This is a genomic window from Pseudomonas stagnisoli (genome assembly GCF_048595745.1).
Taxonomy (GTDB): domain Bacteria; phylum Pseudomonadota; class Gammaproteobacteria; order Pseudomonadales; family Pseudomonadaceae; genus Aquipseudomonas; species Aquipseudomonas alcaligenes_A.
Window position 1 is genome coordinate 1,189,204 of the sequence record NZ_CP184361.1, and the last position, 18,051, is coordinate 1,207,254.

The window sequence follows — 18,051 nt, forward strand, 5'->3', positions numbered from 1 at the left end:
CAAGCCTGCGGGCCTGCCTCGTTTTGTGTCAGATGCTCAGTGCTTGCGCGGCACTGGCCTGAGCAGCTCTTCCGGCGGCATTTCGCAGTTGATCTTGCGCCCGAGCAGCGCTTCGATCGGCGGCAGGGCGAAGGCGTCATCTTCGCCGGCGAAGCTGATTGAGGTGCCGCTGCTGCCGGCACGGCCGGTACGGCCGATGCGGTGGACGTAGTCGTCCGGCACTTCCGGCAGGGTGAAGTTGATCACGTGGCTGATGCCGTCGACGTGGATGCCGCGGCCGGCGACGTCGGTGGCAACCAGGACGCGGATCTTGCCTTCGCGGAAGCCTTCCAGGGTCTTGATCCGCTTGTGCTGCGGCACGTCACCAGACATCTGCGCGGCGCTGACGCCGTCACGCACCAGCTTCTCCTCGATGCGGCGAACCTCGTCGCGGCGGTTGGCGAATACCATGACCCGCTGCCAGTCGTTCTGCGTCACCAGGTTGTACAGCAGCTTGTACTTGTCCTGGCTGGACACGGCATAGACGTGCTGCTCGACGGTGTCGCTGGCGACGTTCTCCGGCTCGATCTCGACGATGGCCGGGTTGACCGTCCACTGCCGTGCCAGGTGCATCACGTCCTCGGTGAAGGTGGCGGAGAACAGCAGGGTCTGGCGGTCGCCCTTCATCGGCGTCTGGCGGATGATCTGGCGGACCTGCGGGATAAAGCCCATGTCGAGCATGCGGTCGGCTTCGTCCAGCACCATCACCTCGACCATGTCCAGGTGCACTTCGCCGCGCTGGTTGAAGTCCAGCAGGCGACCGGGCGTGGCCACCAGGATGTCGCAGTAGCGCGATTCCAGCTGCTTGAGCTGCTTGTCGAAGTCCATGCCGCCGACGAACTGCATGACATTCAGGCCGGTGTACTTGGTCAGGGCCTCGGCATCCTTGGCGATCTGTACCACCAGCTCGCGGGTCGGGGCGATGATCAGGGCGCGCGGTTCCCCCATGTAGCGCTCTTTCGGCGGCTGGGTCTGCAGCAGTTGGGTGATGGTCGAGATCAGGAAGGCGGCAGTCTTGCCGGTACCGGTCTGGGCGCGGCCGATGGCGTCCTTGCCCTTGAGGGTGTGGCCGAGAACCTGGGCCTGAATCGGCGTGCAATAGGGGAAGCCGAGGTCATGAATGGCGTGCATCAGTTCCGGGGCCAGTCGGAAGTCATGGAAGCGGGTCTTGCCTTCCTGCGGTTCGACCACGAAGTCTTCCAGCTTCCAGGTATCCACCGGCTTGGCCGGGCGTTCGCGGCGCGGCTTGTCGGTGCGCGGTTTCTTGGTTTCGCGCGGCGTTTCCGCCTGCGGCTGCGACTGACGCGGGGCGCTCGACTGGCTGGGAGCGCTGGAGGTGCTGGCGGGAGTGATGCTGGCGGGCTGTTCGGCTTCGCCCTTGCTGAAAATTTTCTTGAGTGCTTTGAGCACGGCCGTCTCGTATTGGTCAAGGAATGAACGGAGGCCAGTGTAAAGCAAGATGCCCGCGCGGCGAAGTGCCGCGCGGGTTGCACCCGCTCAGTCGGGGAGGCTGGCGAGGAGCAGGTCGCGCACGTTGCCGCCCATGATCGCGGCGATGTCGGCGTCACTGAAGCCGGCGCCCTGCAGGCCTTCGGTGATCTGCGCCAGGCCGGTGGTATCGAAGGGCGTCTGCACGGTGCCGTTGAAGTCCGAGCCCAGGGCTACGTGCGGCACTCCGACCTTGTCCGCGGCATAGCGGATGGCGCGGACGATGGCGCCGACCGAGGTTTCGCAGACGGCCGCGTCCCAGTAGCCGATGCCGATCACTCCGCCGGTGGCGGCGATGCGCTTCAGGTGATCGTCGGTGAGGTTGCGCGGTCCCGGGCAGGTGCCGGCGACGCCGGTGTGAGAGACCAGGACGGGGCGTTTGGCGATGGCCAGCACGTCATCGATCAGCGGCTTGGAGGCATGGGCCAGGTCGACCAGCATGCGCTTCTCTTCCAAACGGGCGATTACCTGGCGGCCCAGTGGTGTCAGCCCGCCCTTGACCAGGCCATGGGCCGAGCCACCGACCTCGTTATCGAAGAAATGGGTCAGGCCGGCGATGCGAAAACCGGCGTCATACAGGCGGTCGAGGTTCTCCAGCTTACCCTCGATGGGCTGCAGCCCTTCGGTGGCCAGCACGGTGGCCAGGCGCTGCGGGTCGCGCTGCCAGTCTTCCAGGTAGCGGGCCAGCTCGGCACGGTTGTGGATCAGCACCAGTTTGCCGTCGCTGGCGGCTGCGGCCTGCTTCAGCTTGTCGGCCTGGTACAGGGCGCGGGCCAGCAGGCTGCTCCAGGTTTCCCGCGGCCAGCGCTGGGCCATGGCCAGCAGGGTGATGTTGTCGCTGTCGGCGCCGTTGCTCTCGTAGTTGATGCCGCGCGGGGTCTTGGTGACGGTGGAAAATACCTGCAGGCCGACACGGCCCTCGAGCAGGCGCGGCAGATCGGAGTGACCGTAGTCGTGGCGCTCGAGCAGGTCGCGCTGCCAGAGCAGAGCATCGTCGTGCAGGTCGGCGACGAACAGGCGCTGGTGCAGCTGCTTGGCCTGGTCGCTGGCCGGGTAGGGCGGCGGAGCCGCCACGCTGTTCATCTGACGGTCGAGCAGGTTGGGCAGAGTGAAGAAGGTGCCCGCGCCCACGGGCACGAGGATCAGCAGGGCGAGCAGCAGCTTGGGCATGGTGCATGTCCGATCATTGTTGTTGTGCGCCGGACTCTAGCAAGGCGCGTCAGCGGCTGGCGATGATGTGGCGGATTCGCCGGGGAGTTTGGCGAGGCGGCCTCAGCCGTACAGGCAGTTACGGCCCTGTTGCTTGGCCTTGTAAAGGGCGCAGTCGGCACGTGCGATCAGGCTTTCCAGGCCGTCCTTGTCCTGCAGCTGCGCCATACCGATGGACACGGTGACGCCCGGCAGTATGCCCACCGGCGAATAGAACGATTCGATCTGCGCCAGGCTCTGGCGCAGGCGCTCGCCGATGGTGCGGGCTTCCGCCGCGTCCAGCTCCGGAAGGAGGATGACGAACTCCTCGCCGCCATAGCGCACCATGCTGTCCTTGGGCCGCAGCTGGTTGCGCAGGGTGTGCGCCACCAGGCACAGGGCATAGTCACCGGCCAGGTGGCCGTGCTGGTCGTTGTAGGCCTTGAAGTGGTCGACATCGAGCATCAGCATGCTCAGCGGCTGGCCATTGAAGGCGCAGCGGGTGCTCTCGCGCTCGTAGACGTGCTCCAGCCAGCGCCGGTTGAAGCAACCGGTGAGGATGTCGACATTGGCGTTCTGTTCGCTGTCGAGGATGATCCGGTTGCCCTGGCGAACGCGCTCGCACAGCAACTCCAGCAGGTTCTGCATCAGCTCCGGCGACTGGTTGAACAGCTTGACCAGCGATTCGCGGTGCAGGCGCAGCACCAGCGAGGGCTGCGTGGCCACGACATAGGCAGAGGGGCGGTCATTGTCGATGAAGCTGATTTCCCCGGCGCAGTCGCCCGGGCGCAGGGTGCTGACCGGCTGATTGTCGAGCGAGCCGAGGTAGACCTTCAGCTCGCCCTCCAGCAGGAGGTACAGATGCTGGTTGCGGTTGAAGGGCGAGAGCAGAATCTCGCTGGCCTCCAGCTCGCAGGCACGGAACTCGCGCAGTAGCTGTTGCAGGCTGTTGGCCGTGACATTCTGGAATAGTCGCAGTTGGCGGATCTGCTGGAGATCCTCCTGCCAGTGGGCATTTTTCATCGCAAGAATGAATAACCTGTCTGGCTGCATAGAGCGGCGGGCATCGCGAAACACTCCCTGTTTAGGGCGAAAACCTGACTACCCCGGACCTTATTCCCTGCAATATTACCTAGGCAATCCCCGCGCTAGAGCCGCCCGACCAGCGGTCGAGCGGGCTGGACGGGGGCCTGGAAGGTGACATTCACTTGACTGGATTTCGTTCAGTTAGCGAGCCCTGGCGGGGTATCGACGTAAGCTTGACGTGCTTAGCGTGACAGGCGTTGCTGCAGCCAGGCGGCGATGTCCTGGATCTCCTCCAGCACCACCTCGTGGCCCATTGGGTACTCACGCCATTGCGCCGCGATGCCCTGAGCGATGAGTGCGTCGTAGGCGGCGCGGCCCATGAAGGGCGGTACCACTTCGTCCTGGCTGCCGTGCAGGCAGAGCACCGGCAGGTTGCGCCGCGGCGCATCCAGTTGCAGGTCTTCGCTGAAGGTCGGGGCATAGGTGGACAGCGCCAGCAGTCCGCCCAGCGGCCCCTGCCAGCGCAGGAAGGCGCTGTGATAGACAACTGCACCGCCCTGGGAGAAGCCGGCGAGGATGATGCGTGCCGGATCGATGCCGCCGTCGCGCTGTCCTTCGATCAGGCCGATCACTGTCTGGGTCGAGGCTTCCATCTGTTCCTTGTCGATGGCCCGTGCCGGGCTCATGGCCAGGATGTCGTACCAGCTGGGCATGGACCAGCCACCATTGATGGTCACCGGCCGCGTGGGTGCCTGGGGCAACACGAAGCGCGTGTTCGGCAGTTGCTGCTGCAGCATCTTGGCCACCGGCTCGAAGTCGTAACGGTCGGCGCCCAGGCCGTGTAACCAGATGACGCAGGAATCAGCCTCGTGGGAGGGCTCCAGTATCAGGGCTTCTTGCATGTTTGCTCCACTTTGGTGCGCATGATTGGTTTTGGTACGGGGGCGTGCGCAGCGCGTTGTCGATTTCGTTAAGAAGATGTCGCACCGCTAGAACTTTACCTATTGACCTTCCTTCAATACCGCTCGGTCACGAAGCTGGTACGCGCCTTGCTGTAGCGAACGGGTCCGGTGGGGGCCGCATGCTGCGGAGTAGCCGGACACTCTGCTGCGTCTCTTTCCCGTAAGACCTACGGGGAGTGAGCGGGTCATTCGCCGGTCTGCGGATCGGCATCTAGACTCCCTTCAGGTTCGCACCCCGGTTGATCCTGCCATGGTGGCGGGATCGAACGTGCCTCACAAGGGTACGGCGGCAGGACCGAGACTCGACCAAACAAGAACACTTGGAGGTTTTGATGAAGATGGTGAAATCCACCCTGGCAGTACTGACCACGGCTGCGGTGCTCGGTGTGAGCGGTTTTGCTCATGCGGGAGCCACCCTGGATGCGGTGAAGAAGAAAGGCTTCGTGCAGTGCGGTATCAGCGACGGCTTGCCCGGTTTCTCCTACGCCGACGCCAAGGGCAACTACCTGGGCATCGACGTGGATGTCTGCCGTGCCGTGGCCGCTGCCGTATTCGGCGACGCCTCCAAGGTCAAGTACAGCCCGCTGACCGCCAAGGAGCGCTTCACCGCGCTGCAATCCGGCGAGGTCGACATGCTGTCGCGCAACACCACCTGGACCAGCTCGCGTGATGCGGCCATGGGCCTGAACTTCACCGGCGTGACCTACTACGACGGTCAGGGCTTCCTGGTGAACAAGAAGCTTGGCGTATCCAGCGCCAAGGAACTGGATGGCGCCACTGTGTGCATCCAGGCCGGTACCACCACCGAGCTGAACCTCGCCGACTACTTCCGCGCCAACGGCCTGAAGTACACCCCCATCACCTACGACACCTCCGACGAGAGCGCCAAGTCGCTGGAGTCCGGCCGTTGCGACGTGCTGACCTCCGACCAGTCGCAGCTGTACGCCCAGCGCATCAAACTGGCCGCGCCGGATGACTACGTGGTGCTGCCGGAAGTGATCTCCAAGGAACCGCTCGGCCCGTCCGTGCGTCAGGGTGACGAGGAGTGGTTCGATATCGTGCGCTGGACCCTCTATGCGCAGCTCAATGCCGAAGAGCTGGGCGTGACTTCCGCTAACGTGGAAGAACTGTCCAAGTCCACCAAGAACCCGGATATCGCCCGTCTGCTGGGTGCCGAGGGTGACTTCGGCAAGGATCTGAAGCTGCCGAAGGACTGGGCTGTGCAGATCGTCAAGCAAGTCGGTAACTACGGTGAAATCTTCGATCGCAACGTCGGTGCCGGCAGCGAGCTGAAGATCGAACGTGGCCTCAATGCCCTGTGGAACAAGGGTGGTCTGCAGTACGCACCGCCGGTGCGCTGACCGCCATGCCAACGCCCCTCGTGCGAGGGGCGTTGGTGTTCCTGATTTCGTGAACTCCGCGCCGCAAGCCACGGGCGCGGAGTTTCCATGAGGGCCGTTATGCAGAATCCCCCCATTTCCCCGCGCCCACGCACGTCGGTCTGGACCGATCCGCAGGTGCGTGGCTGGCTATTCCAGATCATCGCCGTCATTGCCGTCGTGGCGATCGGTTGGTACCTGTTCCACAACACCCAGCACAACCTGGCCCAGCGCGGCATCCTCTCCGGGTTCGGTTTCCTGGAGCAAAGCGCCGGCTTCGGCATTCCGCAGCATCTGATCGATTACACCGAGAGCGACACCTACGGCCGCGTCTTCGTCATCGGTCTGCTCAATACCCTGCTGGTCGCGGGTATCGGCATCGTGCTGGCCACCGTGCTCGGTTTCATCCTCGGCGTGGCGCGACTGTCGCCCAACTGGCTGATCAGCAAGCTGGCCACCGTCTACATCGAGATCTTCCGCAACATCCCGCCGTTGCTGCAGATCTTCTTCTGGTACTTCGCGGTGTTCCTGCCGTTGCCCGGCCCGCGGCAGAGCCTGAACATCAGCGACACCTTCTTCCTCAGCAACCGCGGCCTGAACATGCCGGCGCCGACGGCGGCCGAGGGTTTCTGGGCCTGCTTCATCGCGCTGCTGCTGGCGCTGGTGGCGGTGTGGTTTCTGGCGCGCTGGGCGCGGCAGCGCTTCGAGGCGACTGGCCGCGGTTTCCCGACCCTGATTGTCAGCCTGGTGCTGATCGTCGGCCTGCCGAGCCTGGCCGCGCTGGTGTTCGGCGACCCCTTCCACTGGACGGTGCCGGAGCTCAAGGGCTTCAACTTCCGTGGTGGCTGGGTGCTGATTCCCGAACTGATGGCGCTGACCCTGGCGCTGACCGTGTACACCGCGGCGTTCATTGCCGAGATCGTGCGTTCCGGGATCAAGGCGGTCAGCCACGGCCAGACCGAGGCGGCCCGCTCCCTCGGCCTGCCGGCCGGCAAGACCCTGCGCCTGGTCATCGTGCCGCAGGCCCTGCGGGTGATCATTCCGCCGCTGACCAGCCAGTACCTGAACATCGTGAAGAACTCGTCGCTGGCGGCCGGTATCGGCTACCCCGACATGGTCTCGCTGTTCGCCGGTACCACCCTGAACCAGACCGGCCAGGCCATCGAGGTCATCGCCATCACCATGAGCGTGTACCTGGCCATCAGCATCAGCATCTCGATCCTGATGAACTGGTACAACAAGCGCATCGCGCTGATCGAGCGGTAAGGAGAAGCGCATGGAAGTCCATCAATTCCGTCCCAGTCTGCCGCCGCCGCGCCTGAGTGTCGGCGTCATCGGCTGGCTGCGGTCCAACCTGTTCTCCAACTGGTTCAACACCCTGTTGACCCTGCTGGCCATCTACCTGGTCTGGCTGATCGTGCCGCCGCTGCTGCAGTGGGCGGTGTTCCAGGCCGACTGGACCGGCACCACCCGCGCCGACTGCACCAGCGAGGGCGCCTGCTGGGTGTTCATCAAGGAACGCATTGACCAGTTCATGTACGGCTTCTACCCGGAGGAGCTGCGCTGGCGCGTGGACCTGACCGTGTGGCTGGCGGTGATCGGTGCGGCGCCGCTGTTCGTGCCGATGATGCCGCGCAAGGCTCTATACGGCCTGGTGTTTTTGCTGACCTACCCGCTGCTGGCCTTCTGGCTGCTGCACGGTGGTTTCCTCGGCCTGTCCGAGGTGGAAACCAGTCAGTGGGGCGGCCTGATGCTGACCCTGGTGATCGCCGCGGTCGGTATCGCCGGTGCGCTGCCGCTGGGCATCCTGTTGGCTCTCGGCCGGCGCTCGAAGATGCCGGCGATCCGCGTGATCTGCGTGACCTTCATCGAGTTCTGGCGCGGCGTACCGCTGATCACCGTGCTGTTCATGTCCTCGGTGATGTTGCCGCTATTCCTGCCCGAGGGCCTGAGCTTCGACAAGCTGCTGCGCGCGCTGATCGGGGTGATCCTGTTCCAGTCCGCCTACATCGCCGAGGTGGTGCGCGGCGGCCTGCAGGCCATTCCCAAGGGGCAGTACGAAGCAGCCGCGGCCATGGGCCTGGGCTACTGGCGGATGATGGGCCTGGTGATCCTGCCGCAGGCGCTCAAGCTGGTGATCCCGGGCATCGTCAACACCTTCATCGCCCTGTTCAAGGACACCAGCCTGGTCATCATCATCGGTCTGTTCGACCTGCTCAACAGCATCAAGCAGGCCACGACCGACCCGGCCTGGCTGGGCATGGCCACCGAGGGCTACGTGTTCGCCGCCCTGGTGTTCTGGATTTTCTGTTTCGGCATGTCCCGCTATTCCATGCGCCTGGAGCGCAAGCTGGACACCGGCCATAAGCGTTAGGAGCCATTCATGACTGAAGCAAACAAGCAGACCAGCGCCGAGCCGATCATTCAGCTGCAGGGCGTGAACAAGTGGTACGGCCAGTTCCACGTGCTCAAGGACATCAACCTCGATGTGCAGCAGGGCGAGCGCATCGTCCTCTGCGGCCCGTCGGGCTCGGGCAAGTCCACCACCATCCGCTGCATCAACCGCCTGGAGGAGCACCAACAGGGGCGCATCGTGGTCGATGGCACCGAGCTGACCAGCGACCTCAAGCACATCGAGGCGATCCGCAGCGAAGTCGGCATGGTGTTCCAGCACTTCAACCTGTTCCCGCACCTCACCGTGCTGCAGAACTGCACCCTGGCGCCGATGTGGGTGCGCAAGCTGCCCAAGCGCAAGGCTGAGGAGATCGCCATGCATTTTCTCGAGCGCGTGCGCATCCCCGAGCAGGCGCACAAGTACCCGGGCCAGCTCTCCGGTGGTCAGCAGCAGCGCGTGGCCATCGCCCGTGCGCTGTGCATGAAGCCGAAGATCATGCTGTTCGACGAGCCGACCTCGGCCCTCGACCCGGAAATGGTCAAGGAGGTGCTGGACACCATGATCGGCCTGGCCGAGGACGGCATGACCATGCTCTGCGTGACCCACGAGATGGGCTTCGCCCGTACCGTGGCGAACCGGGTGATCTTCATGGACCGCGGCGAGATCGTCGAACAGAACGAACCCAATACCTTCTTCGACAACCCGCAGAACGAGCGGACCAAGCTGTTCCTCGGGCAGATCCTCCATTGAGGTTGGACGTGGCATGAGAAAGGAGCCCTCGGGCTCCTTTTTCTTTGTCCGTTATTCGCTGAGCGGCTGGCGCAGGCGCTTGCGGAAGGCGCCCGGTGTCTCGCCGCAGAGCTGCTTGAACAGCTTGGCGAAAGTGGCGCGGTCGGCATAGCCAACCTGGGCGGCGATCTGTTCCAGCGAGCGCGCCGGGTTGCGCAGGGCGCTCTGCGCGGCGCTGATGCGCAGGCGCTGCAGGTAGTCGTTGGGGGTCAACCCGGTGGCCGCCTTGAACCGGCGCAGCAGGGTGCGGGTGGAGCAGTGGGCGCGCTCGGCCAGCAGCGTCAGATCGATGGCCTGGGCATGGTTGAGCTGCAGCCAGCGCAGCAGCGGGCCGATCAGCGGGTCGTCGTGGCCGGCCAGTGGCAGCAGCGGGGCGAAGCGACTCTGGCCGCCGCGCTCGCGTTCCACCACCAGGGCGCCGGCCACGCGCTGCGCCAGCCAGTCACCGGCGTGCCGGGCAATCAGCTGCAGGCACAGGTCCAGGCCGGCCTGGGCGCCGCCCGAGCAGAAGCGATTGGCGTCTTCGGTGAACAGTTCATCGATCTGCAGGCTCACCCCAGGGAAGCGCTGGCGGAACTGCTCCGCCAGGGCCCAGTGGGTGGTCGCGCGGCGCCCCTCCAGTTGGCCGGCGGCGGCCAGCAGGCAGGCGCTGCTGCACAGGCTGGCCAGTTGCTGCTGCAGGGGCCGCTGTGCCAGCCAGGCGAGCAGGGCGGCGTTGTGCTGCAAGGTGCGGTCGAGTGCGCTGCCGGTGGCGGGAATCAGCAGCAGATCGGTGCTCTCCGCCAGCTGCAGGTCGCCGTCCACCTGCAACCGTGCATAGCCGAGTTGCACTGGCTGGCCGTCGACGCTGACCCGCTGCAGCGCGAACAGTGTTTCGCCGGCCAGCTGGTTGGCCAGGCGGAAGGCGTCGTCGGCCATGCTCAGGCTGGACAGCACGGTCTGCGGGCAGACGTAGAGGGCGATACGGATCATTGGCGATTATTGCCACAAAGTTGTCTTTATCGCCAATCGCCGCCCATCGGCTGCGCAGCCATACTCTGCCCATCCTCACCCGGAGCAGCATCCATGGCCCATCCCAATGCCGAACTGATCGACCGTTTCTACCAGGCCTTCCAGAAGCTCGATGCCGAGGCCATGGCGGCCTGCTACGCCGAGCAGGTGCAGTTTTCCGATCCGGCCTTCCGCGATCTGCGCGGCCGTGATGCCGGCGACATGTGGCGCATGCTCTGCGCGCGGGCCAAGGATTTCTCGCTGACCTACCAAGTGCTGGAAGCGGACGACCAGCAGGGCCGCGCGCGCTGGGTGGCGACCTACCTGTTCAGCGCCACCGGGCGCATGGTGGAGAACCATATCGAGGCGCACTTCCGCTTCGCCGACGGCAAGATCGTCGAGCACCGCGACCATTTCGACCTGTGGCGCTGGATGCGTCAGGCGCTGGGGGCCAAGGGCCTGCTGCTGGGCTGGCTGGCGCCGGTGCAGGCGGCGGTGGGCAAGCAGGCCATGGCCGGGCTGCGTGCCTGGCAGGCCGGGCGCTGACTGGCGTAAGCTCGGCAGCCTTTCGCTGCGCTGCCGAGCCATGACCGACACCCCACCCGCCAAACCCTGGTTCGTCTACCTGGTCCGTGCCGAGAGCGGCGCGCTTTACTGCGGCATCAGCGACGACCCGCAGCGACGCTTCGAACAGCACCGCAGCGGCAAGGGCGCACGCTTCTTTCATGCCAGCCCGGCGCGGGCGCTGGTGTATGTCGAGGCCTGCGCCGACAAGGGCGCCGCGCTGCGCCGCGAGATCGCCATCAAGCGCCTGAAGAAGGCGGCCAAGGAGGCCTTGATAGGCGCGCTGGATGGGCCGTCATCAGGTTGAAGGGGTAGGCCGTGGCGCCGCCTGCGGCTAAGCTGCGGCCTCACCTTTGCAACTGCCGCGGAGCCCCGCCATGTCCGAATTGATCCTGCACCACTACGACGCCTCGCCCTTCGCCGAGAAGGCCCGCCTGATGCTGGGCTTCAAGCAGCTGTCGTGGCGCTCGGTGGAAATCCCGCGGATCATGCCCAAGCCGGATCTGACCGCGCTCACCGGCGGCTACCGCAAGACCCCGGTGCTGCAGGTCGGCGCCGACATCTACTGCGACACCGCACTGATCGCCCGCCGCCTGGAGGCCGAGAAGGCCACGCCGAGCCTGTTCCCCGAGGGCCAGGAGTTCGTCGCCGCCAGCTTCGCCCAGTGGGCCGATGCCGTGGTGTTCCAGCACGCGGTGACCCTGGTGTTCCAGCCGGAATCCATTGCCGTGCGCATGGGCAAGCTGCCGCCGGCGGCGCAGCAGGCCTTCGTTGCCGACCGCGCGGCACTGTTCGCCGGTGGCAGCGCCAGCCGCCTGCCGGCCGCGCAGGCCAAGCTGCAGTGGCCGGTGCTGATGGCGCGCCTGCAACAGCAGCTGGCGCGCGAGGAGGGTGACTTCCTGTGCGGCGAGCCGTCGATCGCCGACTTCGCCATGGCCCATCCGCTGTGGTTCCTCAAGGGCACCCACGTCACTGCGCCGCTGGTCGACGACTACCCGGAAGTGGCGGCCTGGCTCGGTCGCGTGCTCGGTTTCGGGCATGGCGCGCACAGCCCGCTGAGCAGCGATGAGGCCATCGCCATTGCCCGTGAGGCGCAACCGGCGCCGCTGCCGGACGAGGACTTTAGCCAGGCGCTGGGCTTCCAGGTTGGCCAGCAGGTCAGCGTGGCGGCCACCGACTATGGTGTCGATCCGGTGCAGGGCGAGCTGCTCCGCGTCTCCGCCGAGGCCATCATTCTGCGGCGTCAGGATGAGCGCGCCGGTACCCTGCATGTGCACTTCCCGCGCCTGGGCTTCGCCCTCAGCGCGGTGTGACGGCGCGGCGGCGCTGCAGATCGGGCAGGCTTCTGGCCAGTTCGTGGAAGTGCCCCAGCAGCTCGTAGCACAGCGTCAGCTCACCGCTGACGCTGTTGAACCAGGCGTCCGGCGTGCCGCAGGCGCTGACCCGCAGGGTCAGGTTGCGCGGTAGCTCGAAGCTGCTGCTGGCCCTGGAGGCGACCCGCTCCAGCTCGCCCGAGGCGCGGATGGCTGCCTGCATCGCGCGACCGTTGGCCAGGTTGGCCGGCGGCTCGTCATACACCACCTCGATATGCCCGCGCGCCGGGCGATCGGCCGGGCGGTGGAAACGCTCCAGCAGCCAGTTCACCGCATGGTGGACCTGGGCATACTCCTGATCGCAGTACAGCGCGCGCTCCTCTGGCAGCCCGGTGCTGGCGACTATCCATTCCAGTCGCTGCGGATCGCTGCCATAGGCCAGGCAGGCGATGTTGAAGAAGCGCTGCTCGTCCAGCGAATGGCTGTCCCACAGTGGAATCTGCTCGGCCGAGCCGCGGGTGCGCTCCGCTTCCAGGCGCCAGTAGTCGGCCACGTCCAGCAGCCTGGCGTAGAAGTCGGCATCGGCCTGCTGGCCATACAGCAGGAACAGGCCCATGAAGCCGAGCTGGTCGGCGGCGTCTTCCTCGCGGCCGAGTACCGGCAGCTGCAGCTCGCTGATCAGCAGGTGTCCCATTTCGTGCAGCAGGGTGAATTCGGCGTTGGCGGTGATGAAACGCAGTTCGTTGGGCGAGGGCTCGGGCGTCGCGGCCCAGGCCGGCGCGACCAGCAGCAGGAGCAGCGCCAGGCAGCGCCTCATGGCTGCTCCAGATCGGCGGCGCAGAAGGGCGCCGGGGTGTCCGGCCAGTCCAGGTCGAGGCGTTCCAGTTCACGGGCCAGCAGGCTGGCCACCAGCCAGTCGCGCAGCCAGCGCTGATCGGACGGGATCACGTACCAGGGTGCATCCTGCATATGGCTGGCCGCCAGCAGAGCGCTCCAGCGCGCCTGGCGCAGATCGAACTCGCGGTAGGCCTGCAGATCGCTGGCGTGCAGTTTCCAGCGCTTCTCCGGGCGCTGCAGGCGGCTCAGCAGACGTTCCTTCTGCTCCGCGCGGGAGATGTGCAGGTAGCACTTGAGTGCGTGCAGATGGCGCGGCGGCCACTGTACCTCGAAGGCCTGCACCTCGGCCAGGCGCCGGGGGAAGTCCGCTTCGGCGCACAGCCCGTCCAGCGGATCGCTGATCAGCGCCTCGTAGTGGCTGCGGTTGAACACGCCGATCAGGCCGGGTGCCGGCAGGCGCCGGCGGTAGCGTTGCAGGAAGTGCTCGCCGCGCTCCTCGGCGTTGGGCATCTGGAAGCTGTGGATGCTCAGGCCCTGTGGGTCGAAGGCATTGATCACCTTGCGGATCACGCCGTCCTTGCCGGAGCAGTCCGGCCCCTGCAGCATCAGCAGCAGGGCGTCGCGGCGCTGCGCCCAGAGCATGCGCTGGCGCTCGTTGAGCCAGGGCCGCAGCGCCGCCATGGCCTGCCTGGCCTGCTCTTTGCTCAGACCGAAGTCGTGCGCGGGGTCGCCGGCCAGCGGCGCGCGCACGTCGCAGCGGCAGGCGTCGAGCACGGCGTCGGCCAGGCGCATGGCTCAGTCCTTGCGGCGCTTGAGCTGGTCCTTCAGCTGGGTCGGCAGCTGACGGATGATCAGCATGTCGCGCGCCTCGTCATACTCGATGGCCGAGCCCAGCAGGTGCGACTCGAAGCTGATCGACAGGCCCTCGGCACGGCCGGTGAAGCGGCGGAACTGGTTGAGGGTGCGCTTGTCCGCCGGAAATTCCGGGGCCATGCCGTAGTCCTTGTTGCGGATGTGCTCGAAGAAGGCGCGCGGCCGCTCCTCGTCGATCAGCCCGGACAGCTCTTCCAGGGTGATCGGCTCGCCCAGCTTGGCCTGGCTGGTGGCGTAGTCGACCAGCGCCTCGGTCTTCTCGCGGGCCTTTTCCTCGGCCAGGTCCTCGCTCTCGACGAAGTCGCTGAAGGCCTTGAGCAGGGTGCGCGTCTCGCTCGGCGCATCGACACCCTCCTGGCAACCAATGAAGTCGCGGAAGTAGTCCGAGACCTTCTTGCCGTTCTTGCCCCTGATGAACGAGATGTACTGCTTGGAGTGGGCGTTGTTGCGCCACTCGGAGATGTTGATGCGCGCCGCCAGGTGCAACTGGCCGAGGTCCAGATGCTTGGCCGGGGCCACGTCCAGCGCGTCGGTCACCGCCACGCCTTCGCTGTGGTGCAGCAGGGCGATGGCCAGGTAGTCGGTCATGCCTTGCTGGTAGTGGGCGAACAGCACGTGGCCGCCGGTGGACAGGTTGGACTCCTCCATCAGCTTCTGCAGCTGCGCCACGGCCTGGCGGCTGAAGGCAGTGAAATCCTGCTCGCCGTCCAGGTAGGCCTTCAGCCAGCCGCTGAAGGGGTAGGCGCCGGACTCCTCGTGGAACAGGCCCCAGGCCTTGCCCTGCTTGGCGTTGTAGCTCTCGTTGAGGTCGGCCAGCAGGTTCTCCATGGCTTGCGAGGCGGCCAGCTCCGAGTCACGGGCGTGCAGCACGGCGGGCGAACCGTCGGGCTTCTTGTCGATCAGGTGGACGATGCAGTGGCGGATCGGCATGGGTGTCGGTCTTCGGTCATTCGCGGGAAACAGGCTGAGAAGTCTACCCGACAACGGCGTCGGGCGTGGCGGCCGCCCAGTTAGGTGATGGCTTAAGGCCGCTATCTTCGGTGAACTGCTGCAATTAATCAGACAAAAAAGCACCTTCGTTTCGCTTGCTGGGAAATCTGCGTCTAGTGTTTTTGGCGTCCACACGACGCAGTAAAGGGACGGCCCGCGGCGGTGCCACAAGTGCTGCCGCATCCATTTGCTCCAAATACGGATTGGAGAAGACCCATGCATGACAAGAAGAAGCTGTTGTTCGCCGCGCTCCTGGCCAGCGCTGCCGCGCCGGCACTGGCCAGCGCAAGCCAAGACCTCTCGCAACTGTTCGACAAGCTCTGGAGTCCGACCCGCCTGGGTCCGCTGGAGTGTCGCGCCGGCCTGCTGAACAGCTCGCCGCTGCTGTTGCCACGCTGCATGCAGGCACAGAACACCCAGCAGCACCTGCAGATGCTCCACGACATCGCCCTGGCCAACGACGGCAACCGTGCCGCCGGACTGCCCGGATATGACGGTTCGCTGAACTACGTGAAGGAGACCCTGGAGCGTGCCGGTTACCGGGTTACGCTGCAGGCCTTCCCGTTCAGCGCCTTCTACCCGCAGGGGCCTGGTGTGCTGCAGGCCGTGGCGCCGACGCCGGCCGACTACCAGTGGGAGGTCGACTTCACCTACCTGTCGCAGACCGACGCTGGCGACGTGACGGCTGCCGTGGCCCCGGTGGACATCGCGCTGGGCCTGGGCAATACCTCCAGCAGCGGCTGTGAGGAGGCCGACTTTGCCGGATTCCCGGCGGGCTCCATTGCCCTGCTGCAACGCGGTGCCTGCAGTTTCCAGATCAAGGCAGAGCATGCCGCCGCCGCCGGTGCCGCCGGGGTGGTGATCTTCAACCAGGGCGATACCGAGGAGCGCAAGGGCCTGCTCAACGCGACCCTGGGCGATGCCTATGCTGGCGGCATTCCGGTGCTGTTCGCCACCTACGACCTTGGTGTGGGCCTGGCGCAGACCGCCGAGCTGCAGCTGCGCATGTTCACCGACGTGGTGCGCGAGCGCACCCAGACCCACAACCTGGTGGCCGAGTCGAAGTACGGCAACCCGAACAACGTGGTGATGGCCGGTGCGCACCTGGACTCGGTGTTCGAGGGCGCGGGCATCAACGACAACGGTTCGGGCAGCGCCGCGTTGCTGGAACTGGCCGTGCAGCTGCGCAAGGTCAGGCCCAACAACAAGCTGCGCTTTGCCTGGTGGGGCGCCGAGGAGTCGGGGCTGGTGGGTTCGACCTACTACGTCGAGCAGCTGCCGCCGGAAGAGAAGGCGAAGATCAAGGCGTACCTGAACTTCGACATGATCGCCTCGCCGAACTTCGCCTACTTCGTGTATGACGGCGACGGCTCGGACTTCGGCCTGGAAGGCCCGCCCGGCTCGGCGGCGATCGAGAAGCTGTTCGAGGAGTACTTCGCGCTGCGCGGCCTGCCGTCCGAAGGTGACGAGATCACCTTCCGCTCTGACTACGCGCAGTTCTTCACCGACGGCATTGCCTTCGGCGGGCTGTTCACCGGCGCCGAGGAGCTGAAGACCGAGGAGCAGGCGGCGCGCTACGGCGGCACTGCCGGCATCGCCCTCGATCCCTGCTACCACGCCGCCTGTGACAACCTGGGCAACATCGATGCGCGCGCGCTGGAGATCAATGGCGATGCCATGGCCTTCGTCACCAGCTGGCTGTCGCACTCGACCAAGGTGATCGACGACCAGATCGAAGCCGGCAAGGCGGCAGGCCCGAGCCTGCAGCGCGCCGCCAAGGCCTACGACATCACCCACTGGGGCAAGCACTGGATCAAGTGATCCCGGCCTGACCGCGAGCCCCGCCAGGGTTGCCCTGGCGGGGCTTTTTCATGCCGCCGTTTGGCGCCGCTGCACAGCGTGTAGCCGCTCGATCATGTAGCGCAGGTGCATGTGCAACTCGTACAGCTCGCTGGAATAGGACAGCGGCACCTCGACCCGCGCCAGCTCGTCCTCGAGCTTCTCCAGGCGCTCGATCTCGGCACCGATATCGCCGCCGAGCTTGCCCTTGTACAGCTGCTGGTCGATCTCGCGCAGGTGCTTGTACCAGCGGTAGATGCGTGCGCGGATGCGCCACTGGTAGATCGGCCCGATGGCCTTGAACAGCGGGAACAGCAGTATCACCAGCGGGATGGCGAGGATGATGTAGCGGTCGGCCAGCGAGGCGATGCGGAACGGCAGGTATCGCTGCAGGATCGGCAGGCCCTTGTCGTAGTAGTACTCGGCCTCGCTCAGGGTGGCGAGCGAGCGTGGCGGGCGCTGCGGATAGCTGCCGGCGGCATCGAGCAGGCTGCCGTCCTTGAGCACCTCGCGCGCGGCTTCCAGGATCAGCGGGGTCAGCGAGGGGTGGAAGTTCTCGCCGGCCACCAGGGTCGCCACCGGACCGAGGGTGACGATGTCGCGGTCGGGCGTGTTGCGCGCCATGTCGAGCATGCCTTCGCCCACTTCCAGGCGGCTCAGGTGCGGCAGGCGGGCCAGGTAGGCCTGGGTGCGGCGCAGGCCGACCAGGCGCAGTTTCGGTTCGGCGGCCAGGCGCTGGATCAGCGGATTCTCCGCCGGGCCGACGAAGAACGCGGCGTCCAGCTCGCCGGCCACCAGCGCGTCGGCGGCGCGGCTGCCACCCAGCGGTTGCCACTGCTTGGGATAGTCGGCCGGGCTGATGCGGTTGGCCGTGAACAGCGCGGCGGTCACCGCCTGGGTGCCGCTGTCTGCCGAGCCGATGGCCAGGCGCAGTTGCTTCAGGTCGGCCAGGCGCTCGAATTTCACCTTGGGTCCGGTGAACAGCCACAGCGGCTCGCGGTACATCACGCCGAGGCCGGTCAGCTTATCGCGTGCCTCCGGCGCCAGATTCAGCTCCTGGCCGCTCTGCACCAGGGCCAGCTCGACGGAGCCGTCCAGCAGCTTGGCCAGGTTGGCCTGCGAGCCCAGGCTCGGCACCAGTTCCAGCTCGAAGCCCTGCTTGGCCAGTTCGGCGCGCAGGCGCTCGGCGAAGGCATGGTAGCCGCCGCCCTCGGCACCGGTGGCCAGGCGTGCATGCATCGGCGGCGGCGGGGCGACGAAGTAGAACAGCGCGCCCACCAGGCCGGCCAGTACCGGCACCAGCCACAGGTTGGCGAGAATGAGGATTTTCAGGTCACGCAGAATGCGGCGCATGGTCGGTCCTTGAGGCTATCCCTGCC

The 18,051-nt window shown here is 66.0% G+C and carries 17 protein-coding genes; 8 read left to right on the forward strand and 9 right to left on the reverse strand.

Going from position 1 to position 18,051, the window contains the following annotated elements; translation table 11 throughout:
* Positions 1–36: 36 nt before the first annotated feature.
* The 4 genes from rhlB to ACOAPY_RS05680 form a co-directional block, all read right to left on the reverse strand.
* Positions 37–1,449 carry an ATP-dependent RNA helicase RhlB gene (gene rhlB, locus ACOAPY_RS05665; protein ID WP_465155510.1) on the reverse strand — a complete coding sequence of 471 codons (1,413 nt, stop codon included), beginning with the start codon at positions 1,447–1,449 and terminating at the stop codon, positions 37–39.
* 87 nt (positions 1,450–1,536) lie between these two features.
* Entirely contained in the window at positions 1,537–2,697 is a 1,161-nt protein-coding gene (locus ACOAPY_RS05670; RefSeq protein WP_465155511.1) for a dipeptidase, read from the reverse strand.
* 102 nt (positions 2,698–2,799) lie between these two features.
* Positions 2,800–3,738, reverse strand: coding sequence for a GGDEF domain-containing protein (locus ACOAPY_RS05675; protein WP_465155513.1), 939 nt, complete (start codon positions 3,736–3,738; stop codon positions 2,800–2,802).
* 245 nt (positions 3,739–3,983) lie between these two features.
* Positions 3,984–4,643 (reverse strand): alpha/beta hydrolase, encoded by a 660-nt coding sequence (locus ACOAPY_RS05680; protein ID WP_465155515.1) that lies wholly within the window; start codon positions 4,641–4,643, stop codon positions 3,984–3,986.
* 392 nt (positions 4,644–5,035) lie between these two features.
* Here ACOAPY_RS05680 and ACOAPY_RS05685 point away from each other — a divergent pair, with 392 nt between their 5' ends.
* From ACOAPY_RS05685 to ACOAPY_RS05700, 4 genes are all read left to right on the forward strand, one after another.
* The gene (locus ACOAPY_RS05685; protein ID WP_076427983.1) at positions 5,036–6,064 is read left to right on the forward strand and encodes an amino acid ABC transporter substrate-binding protein; all 1,029 of its coding nucleotides are present in this window, start codon (positions 5,036–5,038) and stop codon (positions 6,062–6,064) included.
* Between the two features lie 99 nt (positions 6,065–6,163).
* A complete protein-coding gene (locus tag ACOAPY_RS05690) occupies positions 6,164–7,348 on the forward strand; it encodes an amino acid ABC transporter permease (RefSeq protein ID WP_465155517.1) in 1,185 nt (394 codons plus the stop codon).
* Between the two features lie 10 nt (positions 7,349–7,358).
* Positions 7,359–8,456 carry an amino acid ABC transporter permease gene (locus ACOAPY_RS05695; RefSeq protein ID WP_465155519.1) on the forward strand — a complete coding sequence of 366 codons (1,098 nt, stop codon included), beginning with the start codon at positions 7,359–7,361 and terminating at the stop codon, positions 8,454–8,456.
* A 9-nt stretch (positions 8,457–8,465) separates the two neighbouring features.
* Entirely contained in the window at positions 8,466–9,227 is a 762-nt protein-coding gene (locus tag ACOAPY_RS05700; RefSeq protein ID WP_021700287.1) for an amino acid ABC transporter ATP-binding protein, read from the forward strand.
* Positions 9,228–9,278: 51 nt separating this feature from the next.
* On the opposite strand, the gene ACOAPY_RS05705 is transcribed toward ACOAPY_RS05700, so the two are convergent.
* Positions 9,279–10,238 carry a GlxA family transcriptional regulator gene (locus tag ACOAPY_RS05705; protein ID WP_465155520.1) on the reverse strand — a complete coding sequence of 320 codons (960 nt, stop codon included), beginning with the start codon at positions 10,236–10,238 and terminating at the stop codon, positions 9,279–9,281.
* Positions 10,239–10,331: 93 nt separating this feature from the next.
* Here ACOAPY_RS05705 and ACOAPY_RS05710 point away from each other — a divergent pair, with 93 nt between their 5' ends.
* From ACOAPY_RS05710 to ACOAPY_RS05720, 3 genes are all read left to right on the forward strand, one after another.
* On the forward strand, positions 10,332–10,802 hold the full coding sequence (locus ACOAPY_RS05710) for a nuclear transport factor 2 family protein (protein WP_280052881.1): 471 nt from the start codon (positions 10,332–10,334) through the stop codon (positions 10,800–10,802).
* A gap of 40 nt (positions 10,803–10,842) precedes the next feature.
* Entirely contained in the window at positions 10,843–11,127 is a 285-nt protein-coding gene (locus ACOAPY_RS05715; RefSeq protein ID WP_465155522.1) for a GIY-YIG nuclease family protein, read from the forward strand.
* A 70-nt stretch (positions 11,128–11,197) separates the two neighbouring features.
* Positions 11,198–12,133 (forward strand): glutathione S-transferase family protein, encoded by a 936-nt coding sequence (locus ACOAPY_RS05720; protein ID WP_465155524.1) that lies wholly within the window; start codon positions 11,198–11,200, stop codon positions 12,131–12,133.
* Here ACOAPY_RS05720 and ACOAPY_RS05725 read toward each other — a convergent pair.
* The 3 genes from ACOAPY_RS05725 to yejK are packed head-to-tail and all read right to left on the reverse strand — an operon-like array spanning position 12,120 to position 14,773.
* Complete coding sequence (locus tag ACOAPY_RS05725; protein ID WP_272792806.1) at positions 12,120–12,950, reverse strand: DUF4344 domain-containing metallopeptidase; 831 nt, start codon at positions 12,948–12,950, stop codon at positions 12,120–12,122. The genes ACOAPY_RS05720 and ACOAPY_RS05725 overlap by 14 nt on opposite strands.
* On the reverse strand, positions 12,947–13,762 hold the full coding sequence (locus tag ACOAPY_RS05730; RefSeq protein ID WP_465155525.1) for a polyphosphate kinase 2 family protein: 816 nt from the start codon (positions 13,760–13,762) through the stop codon (positions 12,947–12,949). The genes ACOAPY_RS05725 and ACOAPY_RS05730 overlap by 4 nt, the downstream gene beginning before the upstream one ends.
* A gap of 3 nt (positions 13,763–13,765) precedes the next feature.
* Complete coding sequence (gene yejK, locus ACOAPY_RS05735; protein WP_076580679.1) at positions 13,766–14,773, reverse strand: nucleoid-associated protein YejK; 1,008 nt, start codon at positions 14,771–14,773, stop codon at positions 13,766–13,768.
* Positions 14,774–15,049: 276 nt separating this feature from the next.
* On the opposite strand from yejK, the gene ACOAPY_RS05740 reads away from it, so the two are divergent.
* The gene (locus ACOAPY_RS05740) at positions 15,050–16,654 is read left to right on the forward strand and encodes a M28 family metallopeptidase (RefSeq protein WP_465155527.1); all 1,605 of its coding nucleotides are present in this window, start codon (positions 15,050–15,052) and stop codon (positions 16,652–16,654) included.
* A gap of 48 nt (positions 16,655–16,702) precedes the next feature.
* On the opposite strand, the gene ACOAPY_RS05745 is transcribed toward ACOAPY_RS05740, so the two are convergent.
* Positions 16,703–18,025, reverse strand: coding sequence for a TAXI family TRAP transporter solute-binding subunit (locus ACOAPY_RS05745; protein ID WP_465155528.1), 1,323 nt, complete (start codon positions 18,023–18,025; stop codon positions 16,703–16,705).
* Between the last annotated feature and the right edge of the window lie 26 nt (positions 18,026–18,051).